General features: G+C 56.2%; 18 protein-coding genes and 1 pseudogene. 11 read left to right on the forward strand and 8 right to left on the reverse strand.

Annotation, left to right across the window (positions count from 1 at the left end):
- Positions 1-108: 108 nt before the first annotated feature.
- The 3 genes from H6G53_RS13865 to hpsE all read left to right on the forward strand — a co-directional run bounded on the left by H6G53_RS13865 (position 109) and on the right by hpsE (position 4068).
- The gene (locus H6G53_RS13865; protein ID WP_190533853.1) at positions 109-1035 is read left to right on the forward strand and encodes a phytanoyl-CoA dioxygenase family protein; all 927 of its coding nucleotides are present in this window, start codon (positions 109-111) and stop codon (positions 1033-1035) included.
- A 330-nt stretch (positions 1036-1365) separates the two neighbouring features.
- Entirely contained in the window at positions 1366-2055 is a 690-nt protein-coding gene (locus H6G53_RS13870) for a methyltransferase domain-containing protein (protein WP_190533856.1), read from the forward strand.
- Positions 2056-2085: 30 nt separating this feature from the next.
- Positions 2086-4068: a hormogonium polysaccharide biosynthesis glycosyltransferase HpsE gene (gene hpsE / locus H6G53_RS13875; protein ID WP_190533859.1), complete on the forward strand. Its 1983-nt coding sequence runs from the start codon at positions 2086-2088 to the stop codon at positions 4066-4068.
- A gap of 24 nt (positions 4069-4092) precedes the next feature.
- Here the strand turns inward: hpsE and H6G53_RS13880 are convergent, their stop codons facing one another.
- Positions 4093-5211, reverse strand: coding sequence for a D-alanyl-D-alanine carboxypeptidase family protein (locus tag H6G53_RS13880; protein WP_242030853.1), 1119 nt, complete (start codon positions 5209-5211; stop codon positions 4093-4095).
- 588 nt (positions 5212-5799) lie between these two features.
- On the opposite strand from H6G53_RS13880, the gene H6G53_RS13885 reads away from it, so the two are divergent.
- A complete protein-coding gene (locus H6G53_RS13885) occupies positions 5800-6426 on the forward strand; it encodes a ribonuclease D (RefSeq protein WP_190354510.1) in 627 nt (208 codons plus the stop codon).
- A 42-nt stretch (positions 6427-6468) separates the two neighbouring features.
- Here the strand turns inward: H6G53_RS13885 and lpxB are convergent, their stop codons facing one another.
- From lpxB to H6G53_RS13920, 7 genes are all read right to left on the reverse strand, one after another.
- On the reverse strand, positions 6469-7647 hold the full coding sequence (gene lpxB / locus H6G53_RS13890; RefSeq protein WP_190533862.1) for a lipid-A-disaccharide synthase: 1179 nt from the start codon (positions 7645-7647) through the stop codon (positions 6469-6471).
- Positions 7640-8464 carry an acyl-ACP--UDP-N-acetylglucosamine O-acyltransferase gene (lpxA, locus tag H6G53_RS13895; RefSeq protein ID WP_190533906.1) on the reverse strand — a complete coding sequence of 275 codons (825 nt, stop codon included), beginning with the start codon at positions 8462-8464 and terminating at the stop codon, positions 7640-7642. The genes lpxB and lpxA overlap by 8 nt, the downstream gene beginning before the upstream one ends.
- Positions 8465-8543: 79 nt before the next feature.
- Positions 8544-9068 (reverse strand): 3-hydroxyacyl-ACP dehydratase FabZ, encoded by a 525-nt coding sequence (fabZ, locus tag H6G53_RS13900; RefSeq protein WP_099533514.1) that lies wholly within the window; start codon positions 9066-9068, stop codon positions 8544-8546.
- A gap of 220 nt (positions 9069-9288) precedes the next feature.
- Positions 9289-10236 carry a UDP-3-O-acyl-N-acetylglucosamine deacetylase gene (lpxC, locus tag H6G53_RS13905; RefSeq protein WP_190533909.1) on the reverse strand — a complete coding sequence of 316 codons (948 nt, stop codon included), beginning with the start codon at positions 10234-10236 and terminating at the stop codon, positions 9289-9291.
- 95 nt (positions 10237-10331) lie between these two features.
- Positions 10332-12548: a BamA/TamA family outer membrane protein gene (locus H6G53_RS13910; protein ID WP_199309254.1), complete on the reverse strand. Its 2217-nt coding sequence runs from the start codon at positions 12546-12548 to the stop codon at positions 10332-10334.
- Positions 12549-12825: 277 nt separating this feature from the next.
- Positions 12826-13548 (reverse strand): phosphoribosylaminoimidazolesuccinocarboxamide synthase, encoded by a 723-nt coding sequence (gene purC / locus H6G53_RS13915; RefSeq protein WP_099533515.1) that lies wholly within the window; start codon positions 13546-13548, stop codon positions 12826-12828.
- Between the two features lie 181 nt (positions 13549-13729).
- Positions 13730-14182 carry a DUF4870 domain-containing protein gene (locus H6G53_RS13920; RefSeq protein ID WP_099533516.1) on the reverse strand — a complete coding sequence of 151 codons (453 nt, stop codon included), beginning with the start codon at positions 14180-14182 and terminating at the stop codon, positions 13730-13732.
- Between the two features lie 515 nt (positions 14183-14697).
- Here H6G53_RS13920 and hemB point away from each other — a divergent pair.
- The 7 genes and pseudogenes from hemB to H6G53_RS19315 all read left to right on the forward strand — a co-directional run.
- Positions 14698-15681 carry a porphobilinogen synthase gene (gene hemB, locus H6G53_RS13925; RefSeq protein ID WP_190354512.1) on the forward strand — a complete coding sequence of 328 codons (984 nt, stop codon included), beginning with the start codon at positions 14698-14700 and terminating at the stop codon, positions 15679-15681.
- A 276-nt stretch (positions 15682-15957) separates the two neighbouring features.
- A complete protein-coding gene (locus tag H6G53_RS13930; protein ID WP_190533865.1) occupies positions 15958-18201 on the forward strand; it encodes a choice-of-anchor Q domain-containing protein in 2244 nt (747 codons plus the stop codon).
- Between the two features lie 86 nt (positions 18202-18287).
- On the forward strand, positions 18288-19046 hold the full coding sequence (locus tag H6G53_RS13935) for a Uma2 family endonuclease (protein ID WP_190533868.1): 759 nt from the start codon (positions 18288-18290) through the stop codon (positions 19044-19046).
- Positions 19047-19071: 25 nt separating this feature from the next.
- On the forward strand, positions 19072-20307 hold the full coding sequence (locus tag H6G53_RS13940) for a lipopolysaccharide assembly protein LapB (RefSeq protein ID WP_190533871.1): 1236 nt from the start codon (positions 19072-19074) through the stop codon (positions 20305-20307).
- Positions 20308-20360: 53 nt separating this feature from the next.
- The gene (locus tag H6G53_RS13945; protein WP_190354515.1) at positions 20361-20744 is read left to right on the forward strand and encodes a RidA family protein; all 384 of its coding nucleotides are present in this window, start codon (positions 20361-20363) and stop codon (positions 20742-20744) included.
- Positions 20745-20943: 199 nt separating this feature from the next.
- Complete coding sequence (locus H6G53_RS19310) at positions 20944-21519, forward strand: IS607 family transposase (RefSeq protein ID WP_190533874.1); 576 nt, start codon at positions 20944-20946, stop codon at positions 21517-21519.
- 13 nt (positions 21520-21532) lie between these two features.
- A pseudogene (locus H6G53_RS19315) lies at positions 21533-21678 on the forward strand (RNA-guided endonuclease TnpB family protein); the annotation flags it as partial.

The raw sequence follows: 21678 nt of genomic DNA on the forward strand, positions 1-21678 counted from the left end.
GATTGGTAAACAATTTAACTCTAACTTATTGACTGTCCTGTTGGTGCAATTTGGAAGCATTTGATCACTCAATAAGTTACTCGCTCTTTCAAGCCTGGTGTATATTCCATGGAATACAATCTCGGTCATTTTACAGACGTTGTCCCTGACTCCCGCCGTCCGCCACTTGATCGGACAATCGCACCTCCTAATTTGACTTCTGATCAGGAATACTGGCGCAGGTACGGTTACCTCATCATCGAAAATTTTATTCCCCAAGACCTGATTGATCGCTACTGCAAACGCTTTTTGAAAGACACCTTAAGTATTGGCAAGATTGGATACTTGAGTCCAACTCCCTACTTAGAGGTAGATGAAATTAAAAACCTTTGTCTCTACCCGCCACTTTTAGACAAATTACGGGAACTAATTGGCCATGAAATGGCTATGCATCTTAATCTAACAAACTGGAAGTCTACCCAACGAAATTGGCATCAGGATGATTACCTAAACCCTGTAAGCGTGAATGCTCACTATGCAGGAGTTTGGTTTGCTCTAGATTATATTCATCCAGATTCCGGGCCTTTTGAGTTTGTTCCTGGCTCTCATCGTTGGGATGTTTGTCGTCAAGAGAAAATTCTTTCTGCACTACCGCCTGAAATTCGTAGTGATCCGGACTGGCCATGGCATGCAGAAAAAATTCTTAACCCGCTCTATGATGCAGAAATCGAGCGCCAGCGAGTCCAGCCAGTAACTTGGTGTGGGAAAAAAGGAGATGTATTGATTTGGCACGCTTGGCTGTTGCATCGTGGTAGCTTGCCTAGGAATCCCGAAATCGTGCGTCCTACGATCATCACCCATTACTCCAGTGTAGACCATAGACCAGATATGCCTTACATTGCCGAACATCACTACCACAATCGGCCAGGTAAGTACTTCCTCTTTGACCGCCCAGCAGAAGCAGAGCTAAATCGGCAGCAGGGGTTTCCATGTCATCCAAATTCCACTCCTCAAGTGCTTAACCCCCTCACTCCAAATTCAACTATCCTTTTTTGAGCACCACTCTGATTAGTATCCTTGTGCTAAAGAGTTTCTGGAGACCTGTGACAGTGCCTATCAAAATAATGAGTTCCAAGGCAAAATGTCTGACCTAACAGAATTTCTGCCTGTACATATCACTGAGTTACGGCACTACCAAAATCTTTACTCTGCCAACCGTGCTATGAAACCTAGAGTTACCTGTTTAAATTTCTGTTAAAGTCTATAAGAATGCTTTGAAATTGCATCTTTTGGAAGTTTTCAAAAGATGTTTTTCAATAAATGGTCACAAGTAGAAGACATCATTAGGTAATCGAAGGCATCATTAGGTAATCCCTGAAGACACCCATGAGAATTCATCCTAACCTCAACCTCAAAAAAGCCTTGCTATTTAAAATTGACCTCGGTTGTGGTGGATGCAAACGAGAAGGAACGATTGGCATCGATAGTTTTCCGCAGCCAGGTGTTGATTATGTCTTAAACCTAACGTCTGACCCTATTCCTCTGCCCGATCGAAGTGTTGACAAGGTTTACTCATCCCATTTTCTAGAGCATGTCCAAGACAATGATTGGACGGGGCACATTTTTCCTGAAATTAGTCGCGTCTGCGTTTCTGGGGCGGAATTAGAGCTTTGGACTCCCTATAATTGGTCGAATTCTGCATTTATCATGGGGCATCGGAAATACATTAATGAAGATGATTATTTTCATTTATGTGTTTGGCATTATCAAGTTTGGGAAGCGACGCTCAAGGCGCGTTGGTTGTTGCGGGAAATTTGCTATGTGATTCCAACTGATGTGTTGGTTGATTTGCATCGTCATGGCGTGTCTTTGGATTTTGCGCTGCGCTATTTCAAAGGCATTGTTCAGGAAATCGGGGTTTTTATCGAAGTGCAGCACGACTATGATGGGCCGCCGGTTGAGCCAAAGCGGACTTTTGCCATTACCCGCGATTCTGAGCACTATCCTGTGAAACCCGATCGGGGCCCGGCGGAGTGGTCGGATGTGGAAGCGGCCATTCATGCTTTTCGGGGCTAGGCGCTGGATTGGCTCTCCTAATTCAATTCTGTGCTGACTGTTGCGATTCCGACCTATAACGGGGCCGATCGCCTGCCGATCGTCCTGGAGGCGTTGTTGGCCCAGGTGGAAACCCAGGCGATCGACTGGGAAATTTGGGTGATTGACAACAATAGCGACGATCGCACCCGGGAGGTGGTGGCCGCCTTCCAAGCTCGATCGCCTCGAATTCATTGGGATCAAGAGCCACAACAGGGCGCGGCCTTTGTCCGGCAGCGGGCGATCGTGCGATCGGGTGCGGCTTGGGTGGCTTTTTTGGATGATGACACCGTGCCGGATCCCGATTGGGTGGCTCGGGTGTGGCAGTTTGCCCAGGGTGATTGGGTCGATCGAAACCTGGTGGGGGCTTTTGGGGGGCGCATCCTGCCGGTTTTGGAGGGGCCGGAGCCGGTGGGATTTGCACGGATTCGATCGCTCTTTGCCATTGTCGATCGGGGCGATCGACCGTTTGTGTATGAGCCAGGGCGCGGCCTGTTGCCGCCTTCGGCGGGGTTGGTGGTGCGTCGGGCCGCTTGGTTGGCGGCCGTGCCACCTCGGTTACTTTTGGGCGGGCGAACGGGAAACACCTGGCTTACTTCCGAAGATCTGGAAGCGCTGGTCTACCTCCAACGAGCGGGCTACTCTGTGGCCTATTGCCCCGCCCTGCGCCTCAGTCACCGGCTGCCGGCAACTCGCTTCACGGCCGATTATCTCCGCTCTTTTGCTCAGGGAATTGGCTGGAGTCGCTATGTGGTGCGGCTGTTGCGGGTGGATCGATCGCGCCGATTCCTGATCCCGTGGTTCTATGGTTTGTCGGATTTGCGTCGGTTGTTGCGCTGGTGGCTGCAACATCCGGGCGGGTGGCGATCGCGAGATCCGGTGTTGGTTTGCGAGCGATCGCTCCTGATTAGCACCCTAACCAGTCCTTGGGTGATGGGTCGCTGGTTTCGCGATCGAGAGCAACGGGGCGATCGCCAAGTCATTGCCCGTGCGGCCCAACGGGCGGCCGGCTCGTCGCAGCCCTTGACTCCCCAAATTGCGATCGCGATTCCGATTTACAACGGAGCCGATCGACTGCCTGCCCTGTTTGATCGGCTCCAAGTTCTGGAGATTCCGCCCGGTTTGCGGTGGGAAATTTGGGCGATCGACAACAACAGCAATGACGGCACGATCGCCCAACTGCGCCAAATTCAACAAACTTGGAACCGCTGCCCTTTACATATCAGCCAAGAACCACGCCAGGGAGCCGCCTTTGCCCGACAACGGGCCGTGCGGTTGACGGCGGCCCCTTGGGTGGCCTTTTTGGATGATGACAACTGGCCGGAACCGGACTGGCTACGGGAGGCGATCGCCTTTGCGGAGGCTCATCCTCAAGTTGGGGCGTTTGGGGGCAAGGTCTTGGGAGCCTACGCGATCGACCTGCCGCCGGCCCTGCGTGACTTGGAAGGCTATTTAGCCATTCGTAGCTATCCTGAGTTTGCCGATCGCCCCGGCCCCTTCCTGGCTCAGCAGTTGCGTCTCCCGCCCGCTGCGGCGTTGATTGTCAATCGAGCTGCTTGGTTAGCCACCGTGCCCCCGGAACCCCAATTAAGCGGGAAATTAGCCGGCCGCTTCGTGCAGGGGGATGATTATGAACCCTTGCTGTATCTGGCGCGGGCGGGCTGGGAAATTTGGTTTGCACCCCGCCTAAAAACCCATCACCAAATTCCCGCTTGGCGACTTGATCGCGCCTATCTCATTCGCCTGGCCCGGGCCTGTGGGTTGGCGACCTTTGCCCTCAAACGGATCATTACCCCCCTGATCGCCTGGCCCGGGTTGGCGCTGCGAATCATGGTTGCCAATGGCTACAAAGCGCTGAAGTTGCGATCCTTGCGCCAAGATGCCGATCCCTCGATCTCGCTGACTGCCACGGTGCGCCAAGCTTTTTTCTGGGGTTGTGCCCTCAGTCCCTTGGCGCAACTCCGATTGCCTAGGCTTCGGAAGCCCAAGATCTAGGTGCGATCGACTAGGAGCGATCGACTAGGAGCGATCGATCAGAGAGCGAGGAGATGGCTGCGAGTTATTAGAATCCTGAGAATCCTGGCTTTCGCGATCTTTCTGATCCACCGCATCAGGACGCGACTCGATCGGGGAGTCCATCTCATCAGACTCAGAGGATGAACCGGGGCGATCGGTTGGCGTTGGCGTAGATTCAGGAACCTCAGTCCCAGAAGGGCCACTCCCCGATCGTTCAACCCCTTGCTGACGAGCCTTATAGAAGGTTTCCAGACTGTTGCGATCGCCCACAAAGCGCCAATGCCAAGGTTCATAGGACACGCCTTGACGATTGCCCTCCGGAAACGACAACTCAAAATTAAACCGAGCCGCATGATCCGCCAGCCAGCGGAAAGCTCTCGTTCGTTCAAAGTTCTGATTCAAATTGGTTGAAGGCGCATTGGCATCCCCAATATCCACCGCATAGCCCGTGTGGTGTTCGCTATAGCCGGGGGGCGCACTCACCTCAGCCCGCTTGGTAGCCGCTTGGTTGCGGGCAGCCTTGATGTTGAAAAACACGGACTGTTGTTGCTCCACGGAGCGAAACGCCGACAGCACCACCAAATTCACCCCATCCGCCCGAGCCGCAGCGGCCATGGAGCGATAGGCCCGAGCGGCCGATCGCCGCAATCGCATCTGGCCATCATTGCTAATGGGGCTAAGTTCCGATTGGGGTGCTTCTTCGTAGGGCAAATGGCCCAACAGGGAGTTGGGATCCGGCGTAGGGCTGGCGGGAGCCGTGGGGCTGGGGGTGCTACCGATCATTTGGTCTAAGCGTGCTTGCCAGGCATTGGGCAACTGTCGCGCTGACCAAAGGTAGGCAAAACCGCCCGCCGCGATCGCCCCGAGACCCAACAATCCCCCCAAAATACCCAGCCAGGGCCGCCCCTGGGGCCGCGCCGGCCCATTCACCGCCTGTTGATTCGCATCGCGCACCGCTTCCGGCACTTCGGCACTGCCCATCACCGTCAGCAAGCCAGCTTCCAACTCTGAAGCGCGATCGGGGCGCGAGCGTTTTGACACTTGGGGGCCAACTCCCGCCGCCGAGGAAGGCTTGGCAGTTTGGTTCGATTCAGCCTTCTCAGCCCTATCCGAAGCATCCATACTGAACCACTGGGGCGCGTGCTAGACGATTGCAGCAAAAACTACGCCCCCATTCTAGGGATATTCATCCGCGCCATGGGCCCAAGACCAAAAAATCAGCCATGATTTAACCCTCGGCCGGAAGTTGAACCGCAACCATAGGGGACTGATTGTTCAGATCCCAGCGCGAGCACCGGGGTTTCGGAATTCGGATCAGGCTATTTCTGGGTGTTTGCTCTGTGCGCTAGCTTTAGGCGCTTATGGGTGGATAACAGGCTATTTCTTTAGATTGAGTTAATTCTGCTAATTGAATCATGTTAATTTGCGAATTGTCCATTGGGTTAATGCTAATTTGGGGATTGCCAATTTTGTGAATTTCGAGTTGGCGAGTACCAAGCTCGCTAGTACGAATTGAGTGCCTTCCTGGGTTGATCATGGTTCACCTAATCACTGATTCATGGCATCTGTGATGGAACCTAACCATGGCTTCAGGGAAAGGCTGCAATTGGGTAAATACTCAAGGAATTGGGTTAGTGCCAATTCAATTCAATTCAATTCAATTAACGCCAATTCGATTAACATTCATTTAATCCGTGAGTTCTGAAGAAAATGCTAGAAAATTTCCAGGTTTTTGAACAAGATTTATCAGCAGAAGCCCTGGCTGACTATCGCCAAGCCTCTGCCCTGGCGATCGATACGGAAACTATGGGCCTTAAACCCTGGCGCGATCGCCTCTGTTTGGTACAGATTTGTAATCCGGCGGGGCAAGTGGCCGTGGTGCGAATTGCCCGAGGGCAGACTGGTGCACCAAACCTGAAGCAGCTTTTAGAAAATGAGGCGATCGAGAAGGTTTTCCACTTTGCCCGTTTTGATGTGGCCATGTTGCAATACCACCTGGAGATTGCCACGAACCCCATTTTTTGCACCAAAATTGCTAGTAAATTAGCCCGCACCTACAGCCCCAAACATGGCCTCAAAGACCTGATTAATGAACTGGAAGGGGTGGAGTTGGATAAACGCCAGCAGAGTTCCGATTGGGGCAATGCGGTGAATTTATCGGTGGCGCAATTGGAATATGCTTCCAATGATGTGCGCTATTTGCTCAGTGCTCGACAGAAACTAATGGCAATGTTGCAGCGTGAAGAACGTTGGGAATTGGCCCAGCAATGTTTTGTGGCTCTTCAAACGATCGTGCAACTCGATTTGCTGCAATACGAGAATATTTTCGAGCATTAAAGGCTGCGGTTGTTGCCCCTCATTTCTGCAAGCTAGGAGCGCTTAAATCAGGTTCAAGATTTCCTGGGCTGCCCGATCGGTTGCGCCGTCGCCCCCGAGCCGATCGCGCATGGCTTGGTAGTCCTGCTGAAGCTGGGCGGCCCGATCGGGTTGCAGCAGGGCGATCGCCTCTTGGGCAATTCGATCGGGGCTGGCCTGTTCCTGCATCAACTCCGGGACGATCGCCTGTTCGGCCACCAAATTGGGCGGCGACATGAATGTAATTGAAAACTTCAGCAGATGACGGGCGATCCAAGCGGTGATTGGACTCACTTTGTAAATCACCACCTGCGGCACTTTCAACAGCGCCAACTCCAAATTCACCGTGCCAGATTTGGTCAAGGCTAAGTCGGCGGCGGCCATGGCCAGCAAGCTATCACCGACAATTTCCGCCTGGAGACCAAATTCAGCGATCGCCTGTTCAATGGCGGGTCGGTAAGCGGGCAGAGAAACCGGGATCAAAAACCGAGCCTTGGGGTGATGATCCTGCACTTGGCGAGCGGCCGCAAAAAGGCTGGGCATCAAGAGTTTTAGCTCTTGGCGACGGGAGGCCGGCAGCAACACCACCGCCAATTCATCGGTGCTCAGTCCCCAATGCTGGCGGGCGGCGGCCCGATCGGGGGCTTGGGCCAAGCGATCGATCAACGGATGCCCAATCCACTTCACGGCGGCTCCGTAGCGTTGATAGTAGGTGGCTTCCTGGGGAAAAATTGCCAGAATCACATCCGTCAGCCCCACCACCTGCGTGGTGTTGCGATCGCCCAAAGACCACACCCACTCTTGGGGCGCAATGTAGTAAGCGGTGGGCACTTGGGGCAATTGGCGCTTAAAGAAATGGCCCATGGTCAAATTGGGGCCAATGTAGTCAATAAAAACGGCCACATCGGGCGGTTGCTGGCGGAGGGTGGCTTTGGTTTGCCATTGGAGCTTCAGGGTCGGAATGACGAAGGGCAGAGCCTCCCAAAGGCCGATCGAACCGATCGCACTCGTATCAAAAATCAGCCGGGCCCCCGCCGCCGCCATGCGCGGCCCCCCGAGCGCCGTAATTTCCAAAACCTGGCCCCGAGACGCTGCTGCCCGCTGTAAGGCCTGGATCAACAGGGCCCCCTGCAAGTCCCCGGACACTTCCCCCGTGCTCAGAAAAATCCGCAAAGGGCGATCGGGCGTTCCCAATTTAGTCATGGCTGCTGCGGTGGGGTTTGCGGCCGGTCATCGGGCCCCGCCGTCCCGCCTTAGACTGCTGCAAAAACCGAATCAAGTGTTGCAACGCTTCGCAGGAGGGCAGCAGCATGAGTTCCTCAAGGGCTTGCTCCAGCGTGGCCTCAGAACGATACAAAATCCGAAAGGCTTTGTTCAGGGTTTGGGTGGTCAGGCCGTTGTCTAGCTCGTCATAGCCGGCCCGCTTCAGCCCCACACGGTTCAAGGTGCGCACTCGGCCGGGGCTGCCCTCCACCAACATAAACGGCGGCACGTCCCGATCGATCCGGCTCATGCCGCCGACCATGGCCAACCGGCCAATCTTGACAAATTGATGAACTCCCAACACGCCGCCAATGGTGGCCCGCGACTCGATCGTCACATGGCCCGCCAAGGCCACCCCATTGGCAATCACCACCCCATCTTCAATGAGGCAGTTGTGGGCCACGTGGCTGTAGGCCATCAACAGGTTTCCGTCCCCCACTTGGGTCACTTCCCCTTCGTGGGTGGCGCGGTTGATGGTCACGTATTCGCGAATTTTGTTGTCGTTGCCAATGATCGTTTGGCTGAGGGCCCCTTGATATTTGCGATCTTGAGGCTCTGTGCCGATCGCGGCTCCTGCAAAAATTTGGTTTCGTTCCCCCAAGGTGGTGTAACCGTCAAGGATCACATGGGGGCCAATCTGAGTTTCGGCCCCGATCGAAACGGCGGGGCCAATGACGGCATAGGGGCCGACTGTCACCGTGGGATGGAGTTCTGCGTCGGGATGAACGATCGCCGTCGGATGAATCGCTGCTTTCATGGGATCGGTGCGATCGCGCTGCCCTGACACACTAATACGTTTAGCCAATGCTGAAAAGTCTAGTTCGTCAACTAGTCCGCTAGTCCACCAGGGAGAACATCAACTCGCCCTCACAGGCCAGTTGCCCTTCCACTTCCGCCCGGCCGTGCATTTTGCCGAAGCGTTTTTGCTTCACCCAAAGCAGTTCGACGGTCATGATCAGTTGATCGCCGGGAACCACGGGCCGACGGAAGCGCACTTTGTCAATGCCCCCAAACATGAACAAGCCTTGACCGGGGTTGTCTTGCATTTGGGTGAGCACCACGCCGCCCACCTGAGCCATGGCTTCCACAATCAGCACCCCTGGCATGATCGGGCGATTGGGAAAGTGGCCTTGGAAGTGGGGTTCATTGAAGGTGACATTTTTTAGCCCCACGGCCCGCTTACCGGGAACATAGTCGATGATTCGATCGACCAAGGCGAAGGGGTAGCGGTGGGGAAGCAACCGGTGAATGTCTTCAACGGTGAAGGTGGTGGGCCCAACGGGGCGATCGGCCTGATCCGTTGTGGTTGTGTCCTGGGTCTGGGCGGTGACAACGGGTTCTGGAGCAGAAACAGTGGACATAGGACTTTGCAACCTAAACAACGGGCCAGTGGGCGATCGAGCGGGCAAAACCACGGATGGTCACGAACTCCTGTGAGGGATGGGCGTGCCTATCCGCTGCTGGGCAATTGGATGGGTGTTGACTGAGCAATGGCGGAACTCTGGGCGAGCGCTGATGGTCGAGGACTCATTGCCGATCGGGTTCCGATCAAGGTTCGATCGATGACTGATCAAGGTTCGATCAATCAATTGCCGACCGACTTTCGATCGAAGACCCATTGCCAATCATTGCCGCCAGTTTGGCCACCAGTTGCCCATGAAGACGATGGCTGGCTTTGTAGGCCAAGTAATGGGCGCGCGGAATGGTTCCGAGCAGGGCCAAGTCGCCAACTAAGTCTAAGATTTTATGACGCGCTGGCTCATTTTCATACCGCAAGGGCGGATTCAGCCAGCCCGCTTCGCCACAGACTAGGGCATTGTCCAGGCTGCCACCTCGGATCAGGTTGGCGGCCCGCAGTTGTTCAATTTGGTGGGCTAAGCCAAAGGTGCGGGCAGGGGCAATGTCGTGGGCAAAGGAGCCGGGTTGGGGTTCCGGCTCGATCGGGCAGAAGGCTGCTCCGGGTGACCAACTGTGCCATTGGTTGCCGATCGCGGGTAGGGCAAAGTCAATCCCATAGCTAAATCGCAGTTCCGCGGCGGGCAAGGCGGCCACAAAAGCATCGCCCTCAGGGATCCAAAGGGGTTCAGCAATGGTTGCCGGATCGGTTGCTGGCGTGCGGGTGCTCGGCAAGGCCCGCAGACCAGCTAGGGCGATCGCCCGACACCATTCAATGGCGGAACCGTCCAACAGGGGTACTTCGGGCCCATTAATTTCCACCTGGGCCGCCCCCACGCCACAGGCGACCAAGGCGGCCATCAGGTGCTCGATCGTGCGGACGGTGGCTTGCGGATCTTGGGGCGATCGAACCTCCGTGGACAGTTGCGTTTGAGAAACTAAATCCCAATGCGCGGGAATGACCGGGCGATCGGGCAAATCCGTACGCACAAACCGAATACCCGGTTCCAGGCTGGGCTGCACCCACAGGGTTACGGGCAATCCGGAATGTAGCCCCACGCCCGATCGACTAAAGGCCTGGCCGAGGGTGCGTAGGGGGGCGATCGGGCGCTGGATCTCCGGCGCGATCGCCATAGCCTCCGAGGACGGCCCGACCATTGCGGGTTCCGGTTGGGGTTCCCCTTGCAGTTCTGGTTCTAATGCCGTTGGTAATTCCCTTTGCATTGCCCCTAGAACCGCTCACCGATACCAAAGTGCAGTCGATTGCCGCCCTCGCTGTTCCAGCCATAATCCAGCCGGATTGGGCCAAAGGGCGTGCGGGCCCGCAGTCCAACCCCATAGCCCACACCCCAACCGGGCTTTTCACGCACCACGGCCGGTTGCCCGGGCACATCTTCCCCAGATCCAAGGTCGGTGGCAAAGTCCAGGAACAGCACGCCGCCCACGGGAATTTGTTCCGTTACCTTCAACAGGGGGAAGCGATATTCCACCGAAGATTGGAAGAAGTAGCGACCGCTGCCCACCTCGCCTTCATCAAACCCGCGCACGGAGTTGGTGCCGCCTAGGGGGAAAGCTTCATAGGGAGGCAAGTCTCCAAACACGCCGCCCGCTTGCAGGTTCACGGCGATCGTTTCGGGGCCGTTGGTGAACTTGGTGAATTCCACCGGGAAATAGCGGCTGTAGTTGGCCCGCAGTCGGGTGAAGAAAATACCGGTAATGGGAATGGCTTGATCCAGACCCACCCGGAAGAAGGAGCCTTGGGTGGGGGTGACTCGATCGTTTCGGCGATCGTTGGTCAGGGCCAGTTGCAGGGTGAAGATGTCGTCCTTGCCGTCCTCGTTGAAGGCCAGTTGGTTGCCATCTTCGTCTTCGGGGCTGAGGTCGCCATCGCGATCGACAATGCGCACATGCTGGAACTCTGCCCCCAAGGAGCCGCTCCAGGTGCTGGACAGGGGCCGGCTAAAGACCACGCGCCCCCCGGTGCGATCGACCCGAGGCAGATCGCCATTGTCCAACTCCACTTCGCGCTCACCCCCATCAAAAATCAGCGAGATCGATCGCCGCTTGTAGAGGTTCACCGTGTAGGACGTTCGGTTGGGGTCACCCGCAATCCAAGGATCCGTGAAGCTGAGGTCAAAGCCCAAACCCCGCTCCGACAGTTGCACTTCTGCGCCCAGCTTTTGGTTATTGCCCCCCAGGTTTTGTTCCTGGAAACTGACGGAACCAAAAATGCCGCTGGTGGAGCTAAAGCCCACTTCCGTTCCCAAAACGGCGGTGTTTTTCTCCTGAAGATTCACCGACACATCCACCTTGCGCGGATCCGTGCCGGGATTGAGGGTTAACTGCACATCTTCGAAAATGCCCAGTCCAAAGACGCGCCGCAAATCCTTCTGAATTTGATCGCGGTTAAACACTGCGCCCGGTTTGGTGTCCATTTCGCGGAACACAATGAAATCGCGGGTGCGGCCGGTGACCGTTGTGCCATCTTCGTTGGTGGGTTTGCCCTCGTCGTTCAGGAAGGTGATGTTGATGTCTTCAATTTGCCCTTCCGCCACTTCCAGGGTCACGTTGCCGTCTCGACCCACGCGCGGCGATCCCACCACTTGGGCCAGCACATAGCCATTGGACTGATACCACTGGGTGAGCTGTTTGATCGACTCTTGCAGCTTGTTCAGGTTCAGGGTGGAGCCATACAGGGGGCTGAAGATCCGATCAATTTCCGTGGCTGGCAGCACCGTGGAGCCTTCAATTCGCACCGCCTGTAAAACCGGGTTGGGGGTGACCTCAAAGGTGACCCGTACCCCCAAGGGGGTGTCGTCCGGCACGGCACGCACGTTGGCGAATAGTCCCGTGGCAAAAATGCGGTTGATGTCCTCTTGCAGTTGGCTGCGGGTGGCCGTTTGACCTGGCCGGGTGCGAATGACTTTGTAAACCTCCTCTTGCAAGGTGGCTTCTGCGCCGGCCACAACCACTTCCGCAACCAGAACTCTGGCTTCAGTTGGGGTTTGCTCAGGGGCGGCGGGTTCTTCGGTGGCTGGGCTGGGGGCAGGTTCCCCTTGGGCGATCGCCCCGGTTGAGGGCTGGGGGCTGGGCTGTGCGGGCCCGGCGGCGATCGTGCCGTTGACCGGGTTGGCCGTTGGGGTTGGTGCTGTCGGGCCGGCGGCCACCGCGATCGGGGCGGGGGGCACAGGATTGGCCGTGACCGCTGGGGAAACCGGCGACAACTCCGGAGTCGCGGCCACGGATTCCGTGGCTAGCTCCGCCGTTGACTGGGTGGCCGATGCCGAGTCCGTGGTTGGCTTCGTTGCCGATTCCGCCGTTGATGCTGCTGCCGATTCCGTCGCCGTGGGTGGTTCTGTCGCCCGGGCTGCTGGACTGGTCACCGAGACGATCGTGGCACTTGCAGCCAGCACTGGCCACAGGATCATCAAACGCAAAACACGCATACACTCCTCACCTTAGGACGCAGCCAACTTTCGATGTGGCGGTGGAAACAACGGGTTAGCGTCCAATTTAGCCATTGAGATGGGTTTGAGGCTCGCTGCTGCGCCGTTGCTCCGAATTTAGGGGTCGGACATCGATCGAGGATTGCAATCGACCACGCGCCACCGGGAGCCATCTCACTCCATCTGAATTCGGTTCGCTAACCGACAACCCAACCAACAACCAAAACAGTGCAATCCTACCGCAGGAGTTTGTCGCTTGAGAGTGGCCAGGGGATCTCTAATTCGCCAAAACCTTTTCCAGGACTCGCTGATAAGCCCCTTCCACGTTTCCTAAATCTTGGCGGAAGCGATCCTTATCCAACACTCGGGCGATCGGGTCGGTTTCCTTGGCATCCCACAGGCGACAGGTATCCGGGCTAATCTCATCCCCCAGCACAATCCGCCCGCCGGAGTCGATGCCGAATTCGATCTTGAAGTCCACCAAGATAATGTCGCACTGCTGGAAAAAGTCGCGCAGGATTTCGTTAATCCGTTGGGTCAGCTCCGTAATTTCTCGTACCTGAGCTGGCGTGGCCAACTTCATGGCGTAGATTCGGCCCTCCGTCACCAATGGATCCCCAAATTCATCATTCTTGTAGCAGAACTCAATCAACGGGGGTTCCAGCGGCGTACCCAGGGCAATGCCCGTTTGTTTGCAAAGACTACCGGCGGCAAAATTCCGCACAATCACTTCCAACGGCACGATGGTCAAGGCCCGCACATTCATTTCATTGGGAGCGGGGCAGTCCACAAAGTGGGTCGGCACGCCCGCCGCTTCCAGCTTGCGAAACAGGTGTTCCGACATGGTGCAGTTAATGCGCCCTTTACCCGCGATCGTCCCTCGTTTTTGGGCATTGAACGCCGTGGCATCGTCCTTGTAACAGGCCAACAGAATGGTGGGATCCGCCGTGGCGTACAGGATTTTGGCTTTGCCTTCGTAAAGCTTTTGTAGAGCGGTCATGGATTCCTGAAGCGCAATAATTCCTGAAGCGCAATAAATTTCGACCCATCCAGCTTAGGGCCTGTCGTCCATGGCCAGCCGCTGAGCGATCATGACGGCTCGATGGCCGCCCGGTGGCCTGGTTGGATTGCTGCAATTCTGCACTGCTGTGTGGCTGTTGCGTGGCTAGAGTCCCGTTTGGTTAAATCCCCACCCGATCGCGATCGGGGTTTAGCCATTGCCACAGGAAATCGTAGTGATGGATATAGCCTGGTTCCTCAGCCACGCGGGCGGCCGCCAACAGGGGCGACACCAGCGCCTTAATCGTCAGGGCAATCAGAAACGGAATTCCGACCAGGGCGCTGCAAAGGGCGGCCGCTACCAAAACGTTGAGATGAAAATTCACGGCCGATCGGGCGTTGGCCTGGGCCCGGGGGTCAGGAGCCGCCACCATAATTGCGATCGCCAAACCGCAGCAGACCAATTCCAATAACACTGCGCGATCGACCCCGATCGGGGCCAGGGTCACCATTCCCAAACCGCAGCCCAGGAACACTGACCAGTGGGCCAACGTTGCCAGCCAATCCGACTGATCCGGTTGGGGCGGATTGGTGCGCCAAGGCTCGAACTGCCATTGCCCAAGTTGCCATCCCATAAACACCTCCTGACCGGTCAATGCGGGCGACGATGTTCGGCGGCCGTCTCAACCGAGTTTCAACGTTTCAACCCAAGGTCAACCGACTTGTGTTAGCAACCACCACACCACAACAACACGATCGGGCAACCAAAACATCGATACCTTAGTTCTATCGACTTTTGGGGACAGCATCCTGAGGACTTGGCGGCTTGTAATGTTTATTTGCACTCATTTGTGCTGATCGCGCCGCTTTGCTTCCCCGCTGCTCCAGGGGGCGATCGCAGGGCGCAAGTCACCCAAACCTATTCCTGAACCAATAATCCTGCGTAGATCCTGCGTAAATCCTGAGCAAATCCCGAACCAATTCCAGGCGAATTCCGAGCAAATTCCGAGCAAATCAGTGAAGCCTGAGCACATTTTTCCTGATCAAACTTTACGTATCTTTACGCTCTTATCTCCGCTGGCCCCTCAGGCTTTACGCTAAAAACGCCGATCGGCCTCCCTGTTTTTGAGACTCAATCCTTTAACACCCTATGTTCCCCACCCATCGCCCTCGTCGTTTGCGGACTAGCGAAACCCTGCGCCGCATGGTTGCGGAAACCGTCGTCACCACCAACGATTTGATCTACCCGTTGTTTGCAGTGCCGGGTGAAGGGGTGGCGAACGAAGTGAAGTCGATGCCGGGTGTTTATCAACTCTCGATCGACAAAATCGTTGAAGAAGCCAAACAGGTTTATGACCTAGGAATTCCTGCCATCATTTTGTTTGGAATTCCCGCTGAAAAAGACACCGACGCAACCGGTGCTTGGCATGATTGCGGCATTGTCCAAAAGGCAACCGAAGCCGTGAAAAAAGCCGTGCCCGATTTGGTGGTGGCGGTGGATACTTGCCTGTGCGAATACACCAGCCACGGGCACTGTGGCTATTTGGAAACGGGCGATCTCAGCGGACGAGTTCTGAATGATCCCACCTTGGAATTGCTGAAAAAAACCGCCATTGCCCAAGCCAATGCCGGAGCCGACATCATTGCACCTTCGGGGATGATGGATGGGTTTGTGAAATCCATTCGGGAAGCCTTGGATGCGGCTAAATTCCAAGACATTCCAATCCTCTCCTACGCCGCCAAATATGCCTCGGCTTACTATGGGCCGTTCCGGGATGCGGCTGAATCAACCCCGCAATTTGGCGATCGACGCACCTATCAAATGGATCCGGCCAATGGACGGGAAGCCATCAAGGAAATTGTCCTGGACATTGCTGAAGGGGCAGATATGTTGATGGTGAAGCCGGCCCTGGCCTACATGGACATCATTTGGCGCGTGAAGGAAGCTAGCAATTTGCCTGTGGCGGCCTATAACGTTTCCGGTGAATATTCGATGGTGAAGGCGGCGGCCCTCAACGGTTGGATTGATGAGCAACGCGTGGTGATGGAAACCATGACTAGCTTTAAGCGATCGGGCGCAGATTTGATTCTGACTTACCACGCCAAGGATGTGGCTCGCTGGCTGAAGGGCTAAGCGGATTCCTGAGACGTATTTTCAGGCACTCACGAAGCATCGGCTGCTATGGGGCAAGGGGCTTAGGGCCTGTCGTCAAATCGCCTGAAACCTTGATTCCGCCGTTGGCAGATCGTGGGGGACAAGGGGCTTAAGCCCCTTGTCTTTGATAAAGCTTTTTGGATTTGGTTTTTTAGATCCAGGGTGCTCCTGAGGTAAGTGGCACAGGCGGCGGCACTCGAATTGAGGAAGCTGCGTCTGCTAAAACAGGCCTCAACAAGTCTCTCCTGGAAATCTATGACACTCGTTACCTCCCTGGCCGATAACGGCCCCGGTTCCCTGCGTGCGGCCTTGGCGGCGGCCCCCAATGGCGACACCATCACCTTTGCCCCCAACTTGGCCAACCAAACCATTCGCCTCACCAGTGGCCAACTGTTGGTCGATCGGGACATCATCATCGATGGAGCCAATGCGCCAGGGTTGGTAATTAGCGGCAACGAAAGCAGCCGGGTGTTTTATGTCAGCAAGCAGGGCGGTTCCGCCACGTTTCGCAACCTGACCGTGGCCGATGGGCGCACCCGAGGAGCCACCAACGTCAGCACTTCCGGCGCGGGGATTGGCACTGACATTCGCGTCAACCTGACGATCGATAACGTCACCTTCCGCAACAACGAGGCGGAAAACTTCTCCGGCGGTGCGGTGTCCCTGGAGTTTCAGGGGAAGGGCACGATCACCAACAGCCGCTTTGACAACAACCGAGCCAGCCAAAAAAATAGCGGCTCGATCGTGGAGTTTGGGGCCGGCGCGGTGCAAAGTTGGGCCGAAACGACGCTGGTGGTGCGCAACAGCGAATTCACCAACAACAAAGGAACCAACGGCGGGGCGATCGGCACGATCCAAACCGAGTTGCTAGTGGAAAACAGCCGTTTTGTGGGCAACGATTCCAGCAAAGGCGGCGCGGCCTTTTGGGGCCAAGGTGGGGCCATCTACGCTGACGCTGCCAGCAAATTTGGCGATGGGGTGGGTGGTCAAATGATCATTCGGAGCAGCTACTTTTCGGCCAACCGAGCCGCTGCTCAAGGGGGGGCGCTTTCGCTCTATCCCTACCGACCGGACAAGGCGTTGATTGAGAATTCAATCATTGTTGACAACACCGTGGTGGCCGATCCGGGCGGGAATGGCTTGGGGGGCGGTGTGCGCTTGGCCGTGGGTGATGCGATCATTCGCAACAGCACGATCGCCAATAACAATGCTGAAACTCAAGGCGGCGGGGTTTGGATTGCGGAAGATGCTTCAGTGCAAATCATCAACACCACGATCGGGAATAACAAAGCAGTGAATCCCGATCCGCTGCGGGGAATTGGCGGCGGCATTTTCTTTGCCAATAATCAGGCGAACAAGCTCATTAATGTCACCTTGGCTAACAACACCGCGAGTGGCTTTGGCGGCGGCATTTTCAAAAATGATGCGTCCTCGGTGGAAGTCACGAACAGTTTGTTCGTAAACAATCGGGCCGGCAACAGCTTTAGCGAATCGTTCCAAACCAACCGCACCCTGACCGATGGGGGTAATAACCTGCAATTTCCCGCCTCGTTGCCCGGGGGCAAAGATCCGCAAATTACCGGCAGCGCGATCGTAGCCGATCCAAAGCTGGGGCCCCTGCAAGACATTGGCGGCGGCCAATTGGGCTATTTGTTGCAAGCGGGCAGCCCGGCCATTAACGCCGGAAAAGCCGTGGCCGGTGTGACGACGGATCAGCGCAGTTTGCCGCGTGATGGGGCGATCGACATTGGCTCCACGGAATTTGGTGTGGGTGGCGGTGGTACAACTCCGCCCCCAGCGGGTCAGTTCACTTCCGGTAATGATGACCTGAACTTGACCGATAACGCTGATTCGGCCGATGCCCTGGCCGGGAACGATCGGGTGGTGGCCCTCAGCGGGAGTGACAATGTTTTTGGGAATGCGGGCGATGACAGCCTCTTTGGGAATGCGGGTGATGACACGCTGTTGGGTGGCGATGGTGCGGATTTCCTGTTTGGCGGGCGCGATCGCGATCGACTCTTCGGCAACCTAGGCAATGACCAGATCTTCGGCAACATCGGTGACGATGAGCTTTATGGCGGTCGTGATGCGGATAGCCTGTTTGGCGGCCAAAACAACGACAGCCTGTTTGGCAACATCGGTGCAGACTTGCTCTCGGGCGATTTGGGTGATGATTCCCTCTTTGGGGGGCAAGACAATGACACCCTGTTGGGCGGTGACGGAGCCGATTTGCTCTCGGGCGATTTGGGCAACGATCTCCTCACGGGGGGCGCGGGGGCCGATCGGTTCATCATCGGTTCCGGCAAGGGCACGGAAACGATTACTGATTACCAAGACGGCACGGACAGGATTTTGCTGGCGGCTCCGTTGGCCTTTGGTGGTCTCAGTTTTGCCACGGTCAGCGGTGGGGCGGAAATTCGCTTTGGCAGTGAGGTGTTGGCCTTTGTGCAGGGGGTGAGTCCGGCGGTGTTTGACCCGGCAGACTTCGGAACCATCTAGCACTATTTAAGGGGCGATCGCCCAATCCAACCTGGCCGATCGCCCCTTGTCATAATGAGACCAATTGCGATCGTGAGGATCCGCCAATGATTGCCCAAACCCCCAGCGCACCGGGAATAATCCAACCGAAACCGATCGAGTATCCCGACAGCGACGGCCAGCCGATGGCAGACAACACCAAACAATTCCAATGGATTCAAACCATCCATAGCAACCTCGCTGCCCTTTTCGCCGATGATCCCCAAGTCTTCGTAGCGGGCGACTTGCTTTGGTATCCCGTTGAAGGCGACAACAAAACCCGCCAAGCGCCCGATGTGATGGTGGTGTTTGGCGCACCCAAGGGCGATCGGGGTTCCTATATGCAATGGCGCGAAAACAACATCGCCCCGCAGGTGGTGTTTGAAATTTTGTCGCCGGGGAATCGCCTAACCGAAATGATGAAAAAGCAGATGTTCTATCACCGCCATGGCGTGGAGGAATATTACATCTATGACCCCGATCGCAACGACTTGAGCATCTTGATTCGGGGGGCAGGCGAGGCGCTGGAACCGGTGGATGAACCGGATAGTTGGGTCAGTCCTCGGTTGGGCATTCGGTTCCAACTGGGCGAAGAAACCCTCACGCTCCTGCGGCCAGACGGCCAGCCTTTTTCCACCCTGATTGAGGAGCGCCAACGGGCTGAACAAGCGGAGCAGCAAGCCGCACAAGCACGGGAGCAAGCTGAGCAGGCCCAACAACAGGCGGCAGAAGAGCGCCAACGGGCTGAACAGGCCCAGCAGCGTGCCGATCGCCTCGCGGCTCGACTACGAGAATTGGGGCTGGATCCCGAAACGATCGACCCCTAAAGCACAGGAAAGGGAGTAAGCATCAATGTTGCGATCGATCAAAATTGGCCGGGTCAAAATCGGCTTGGTGGGATGGGGACTTTGGCTAGGGACGATCGCTCCTGGCCAGTCGATCGCCCGGGCCATGCCTTCACCAACGTCCGAACCACCGGTTTTGCCGGTTTTGATTGATTGCCAAAACTTGCAACCGGCTCCCGATCGCAGCAAAACCCTTCCCCCGGACGCAGCGGAAAACCTGGGTGATTGGCAGCTTTGCACCCAGCATCCTGAAACCGCGATCGAGTGGTATCAAACAGCCCTGGCCGGTTACCGTGCCTTGGGAGAAAGTGCCGAGGCATCCGTAACGATCGCCCTGTTCAAGCTGGCTCGGGCCCACCTGATGGCTGAACAGCCCACCGCTGCTCTGGATTACTACCACCAAGCGATCGAGCGAGATCCGATCTATGGCTTCTTGGATTTATTCCTGGAACGGCAGGTTTCGCCCCTAGGAGAACCGGTCACGGACTCTGGATTGCGGGGCAATGGCTACAGTGGCCCCACCCGAGCGGAACCCTCGATCGCCGCCAGCGCCCAGTTTGAGCTGGCCTACGACTCCTATCGCCTTGGGCAAATCACCGCCGCCCTTCAGGCCTATCGCACCGCCTTGCAACTGCGGCCCAACTTTGCCCAGGCCCACTTAGGGCTAGGCATGGTTCTGGAGCGGCAAATGGACTACGAAGGCGCAATCCGAGCCTATCAAACTGCCCTCAAACTGGAGCCAGACTTGGTTTGGGGGCATTACCGCCTAGGCGCGTTGCTCACCATTCGCTATCAACCAACGGCGGCCCGGGCCGCCCTGCGGCGGGTGGTGGATGCCCACACGGGTCTCGATTCCTTGGGAGAAGCGGTTAAAGCGGCAATCATCGAAGACCTAATGGGGGATTTCTACCAATCCCGAGGAGACTCGGCCGAGGCCGATCGCGCCTATCAACGGGCCCTGGCCCTCGCTCCCCAGGGGCCGGGTTTTTACCTAAAGCTGGGGAAAAACTGCCTGATTTGGGGCCAACATCAACGGGCGATCGACTCCTTTCGCGCTGCCCTGGCCCAACTGCCGCCCGACCATCCCGATCGGGAACTGGCTGAAGTGGGCATTGCCGAAGCCCTGGTTTGGTCGGATCGTTGGGCCGAGGCCAGGGCCCAGCTAGACAGCGTTCTTCAGCGTTGGCCCAACTCTGCTGATGCCCAGAAATTAAGGGATCATGTCAACAGTCGGCCCCGCTAGCGTCGGTTATCCTATCCCATGGTTCAAAAATCATTTCCTAGGGATGTTTCCAGATGGCTCGACAACTGATTAGCTCCGGCTCGCCGTTTGAAGCAGAAATCGGCTACAGCCGCGCCGTGCGCCAGGATCCCTGGGTCTTTGTGTCAGGCACGACGGGCTTCAACTACGACACCATGACGATTTCCGACAGTGTGGCCGAGCAAACCGAGCAGTGCCTCAAAAACATCGAAGCGGCGCTCCAGCAAGCGGAATCCTCGTTGAAAGATGTGGTGCGCGTCACCTATATCCTGCCGGATGCGGCGGATTTTCCCCAATGTTGGCCGGTGTTGCAGCAATATTTCGGCGAAGTGCGCCCCGCTTGCACGATGATCACCGCTGGGTTGGCTGACCCGGCCATGAAGATTGAAATTCAAGTGACCGCCCTCAAGCAGTCCTAGGCGATCGATCTCGGTGGCTGGCTGGGGCTGGAGTTGACCAGGGCCGATCGCAGGCCATTGACGTGATCGCCCCATCCCCAAAATTCCCGTGGCATCATGCCCATAGGCCCGATTCAAGGGTTCTGGGACGTTTAGAGTTTGGGGTTGATCAACAGTAATTAATTTACTAACATTCGCTAATATATGCCAATATTTAGATATGGCATACATCCCTCTCAGAAAAGCGGTCGAATTTCTGGGATTGCATCCAAATACGCTAAGGAAGTACGCAGATGAAGGGAAAATCGAGACCATCCGAAACGAGGCGGGACAACGGCTTTATAACGTCGAGTCATATGGACGCAACGCAACTCGATCTATCGTTGTTTGCTACTGCCGCGTCAGTTCAGCCAAGCAACGAGATGATCTCGCAAGACAAGTCCAGTTCATGCGAGATCGCTACCCCGAAGCCGAAATCATCCAAGACATCGGGTCGGGACTCAATTTCAAGCGGAAAGGATTGCAATCCCTACTGGTCAGACTCATGCGTGGCGATCAGCTCCAAATTGTGGTTGCCTGCCGCGATCGACTCTGCCGATTCGGATTCGAGCTGTTCGAGTTTATGGTTCAACAAAACGGTGGCGAACTCATGGTTCTCGACCAATCTGTTCACTGCCCAGAATCCGAACTCACAGCGGATCTGCTCGACATCCTTCACCTCTTCTCTCGTCGAATGCCCGGACTCAGAAGCTACCGGAAGGCGATCCAGGAAGATCCGAATCTTCCTAAACCCTGATCAAAAAGCGCTCCTGAAGCAATGGTTTGGTGTTTCTAGGTACGTCTACAACACCACGATCAAACATCTTCAGGAGCCGGGAACCAAAGCCAATTGGATGGCAGTTGCGCCCATCATCCTGGGTGCGCTTCCTGAATGGGCCAAGCCAGTCCCCTATCA

The sequence above is a fragment of the Limnothrix sp. FACHB-406 genome (genome assembly GCF_014698235.1).
GTDB lineage: Bacteria > Cyanobacteriota > Cyanobacteriia > CACIAM-69d > CACIAM-69d > CACIAM-69d.

Coding starts and splice junctions, on each gene's coding strand:
- hemB (WP_190354512.1), top strand. CDS start 14,698: ATGTTCCCCACCCATCGCCCTCGTCGTTTGCGGACTAGCGAAACCCTG.
- H6G53_RS13910 (WP_199309254.1), bottom strand. CDS start 12,548: ATGCGTGTTTTGCGTTTGATGATCCTGTGGCCAGTGCTGGCTGCAAGT.
- H6G53_RS19310 (WP_190533874.1), top strand. CDS start 20,944: ATGGCATACATCCCTCTCAGAAAAGCGGTCGAATTTCTGGGATTGCAT.
- purC (WP_099533515.1), bottom strand. CDS start 13,548: ATGACCGCTCTACAAAAGCTTTACGAAGGCAAAGCCAAAATCCTGTAC.
- H6G53_RS13885 (WP_190354510.1), top strand. CDS start 5,800: ATGCTAGAAAATTTCCAGGTTTTTGAACAAGATTTATCAGCAGAAGCC.
- H6G53_RS13880 (WP_242030853.1), bottom strand. CDS start 5,211: ATGGATGCTTCGGATAGGGCTGAGAAGGCTGAATCGAACCAAACTGCC.
- lpxB (WP_190533862.1), bottom strand. CDS start 7,647: ATGACTAAATTGGGAACGCCCGATCGCCCTTTGCGGATTTTTCTGAGC.
- H6G53_RS13945 (WP_190354515.1), top strand. CDS start 20,361: ATGGCTCGACAACTGATTAGCTCCGGCTCGCCGTTTGAAGCAGAAATC.
- H6G53_RS13930 (WP_190533865.1), top strand. CDS start 15,958: ATGACACTCGTTACCTCCCTGGCCGATAACGGCCCCGGTTCCCTGCGT.
- H6G53_RS13870 (WP_190533856.1), top strand. CDS start 1,366: ATGAGAATTCATCCTAACCTCAACCTCAAAAAAGCCTTGCTATTTAAA.
- H6G53_RS13935 (WP_190533868.1), top strand. CDS start 18,288: ATGATTGCCCAAACCCCCAGCGCACCGGGAATAATCCAACCGAAACCG.
- H6G53_RS13865 (WP_190533853.1), top strand. CDS start 109: ATGGAATACAATCTCGGTCATTTTACAGACGTTGTCCCTGACTCCCGC.
- lpxC (WP_190533909.1), bottom strand. CDS start 10,236: ATGGCGATCGCGCCGGAGATCCAGCGCCCGATCGCCCCCCTACGCACC.
- H6G53_RS13920 (WP_099533516.1), bottom strand. CDS start 14,182: ATGGGATGGCAACTTGGGCAATGGCAGTTCGAGCCTTGGCGCACCAAT.
- fabZ (WP_099533514.1), bottom strand. CDS start 9,068: ATGTCCACTGTTTCTGCTCCAGAACCCGTTGTCACCGCCCAGACCCAG.
- lpxA (WP_190533906.1), bottom strand. CDS start 8,464: ATGAAAGCAGCGATTCATCCGACGGCGATCGTTCATCCCGACGCAGAA.
- H6G53_RS13940 (WP_190533871.1), top strand. CDS start 19,072: ATGTTGCGATCGATCAAAATTGGCCGGGTCAAAATCGGCTTGGTGGGA.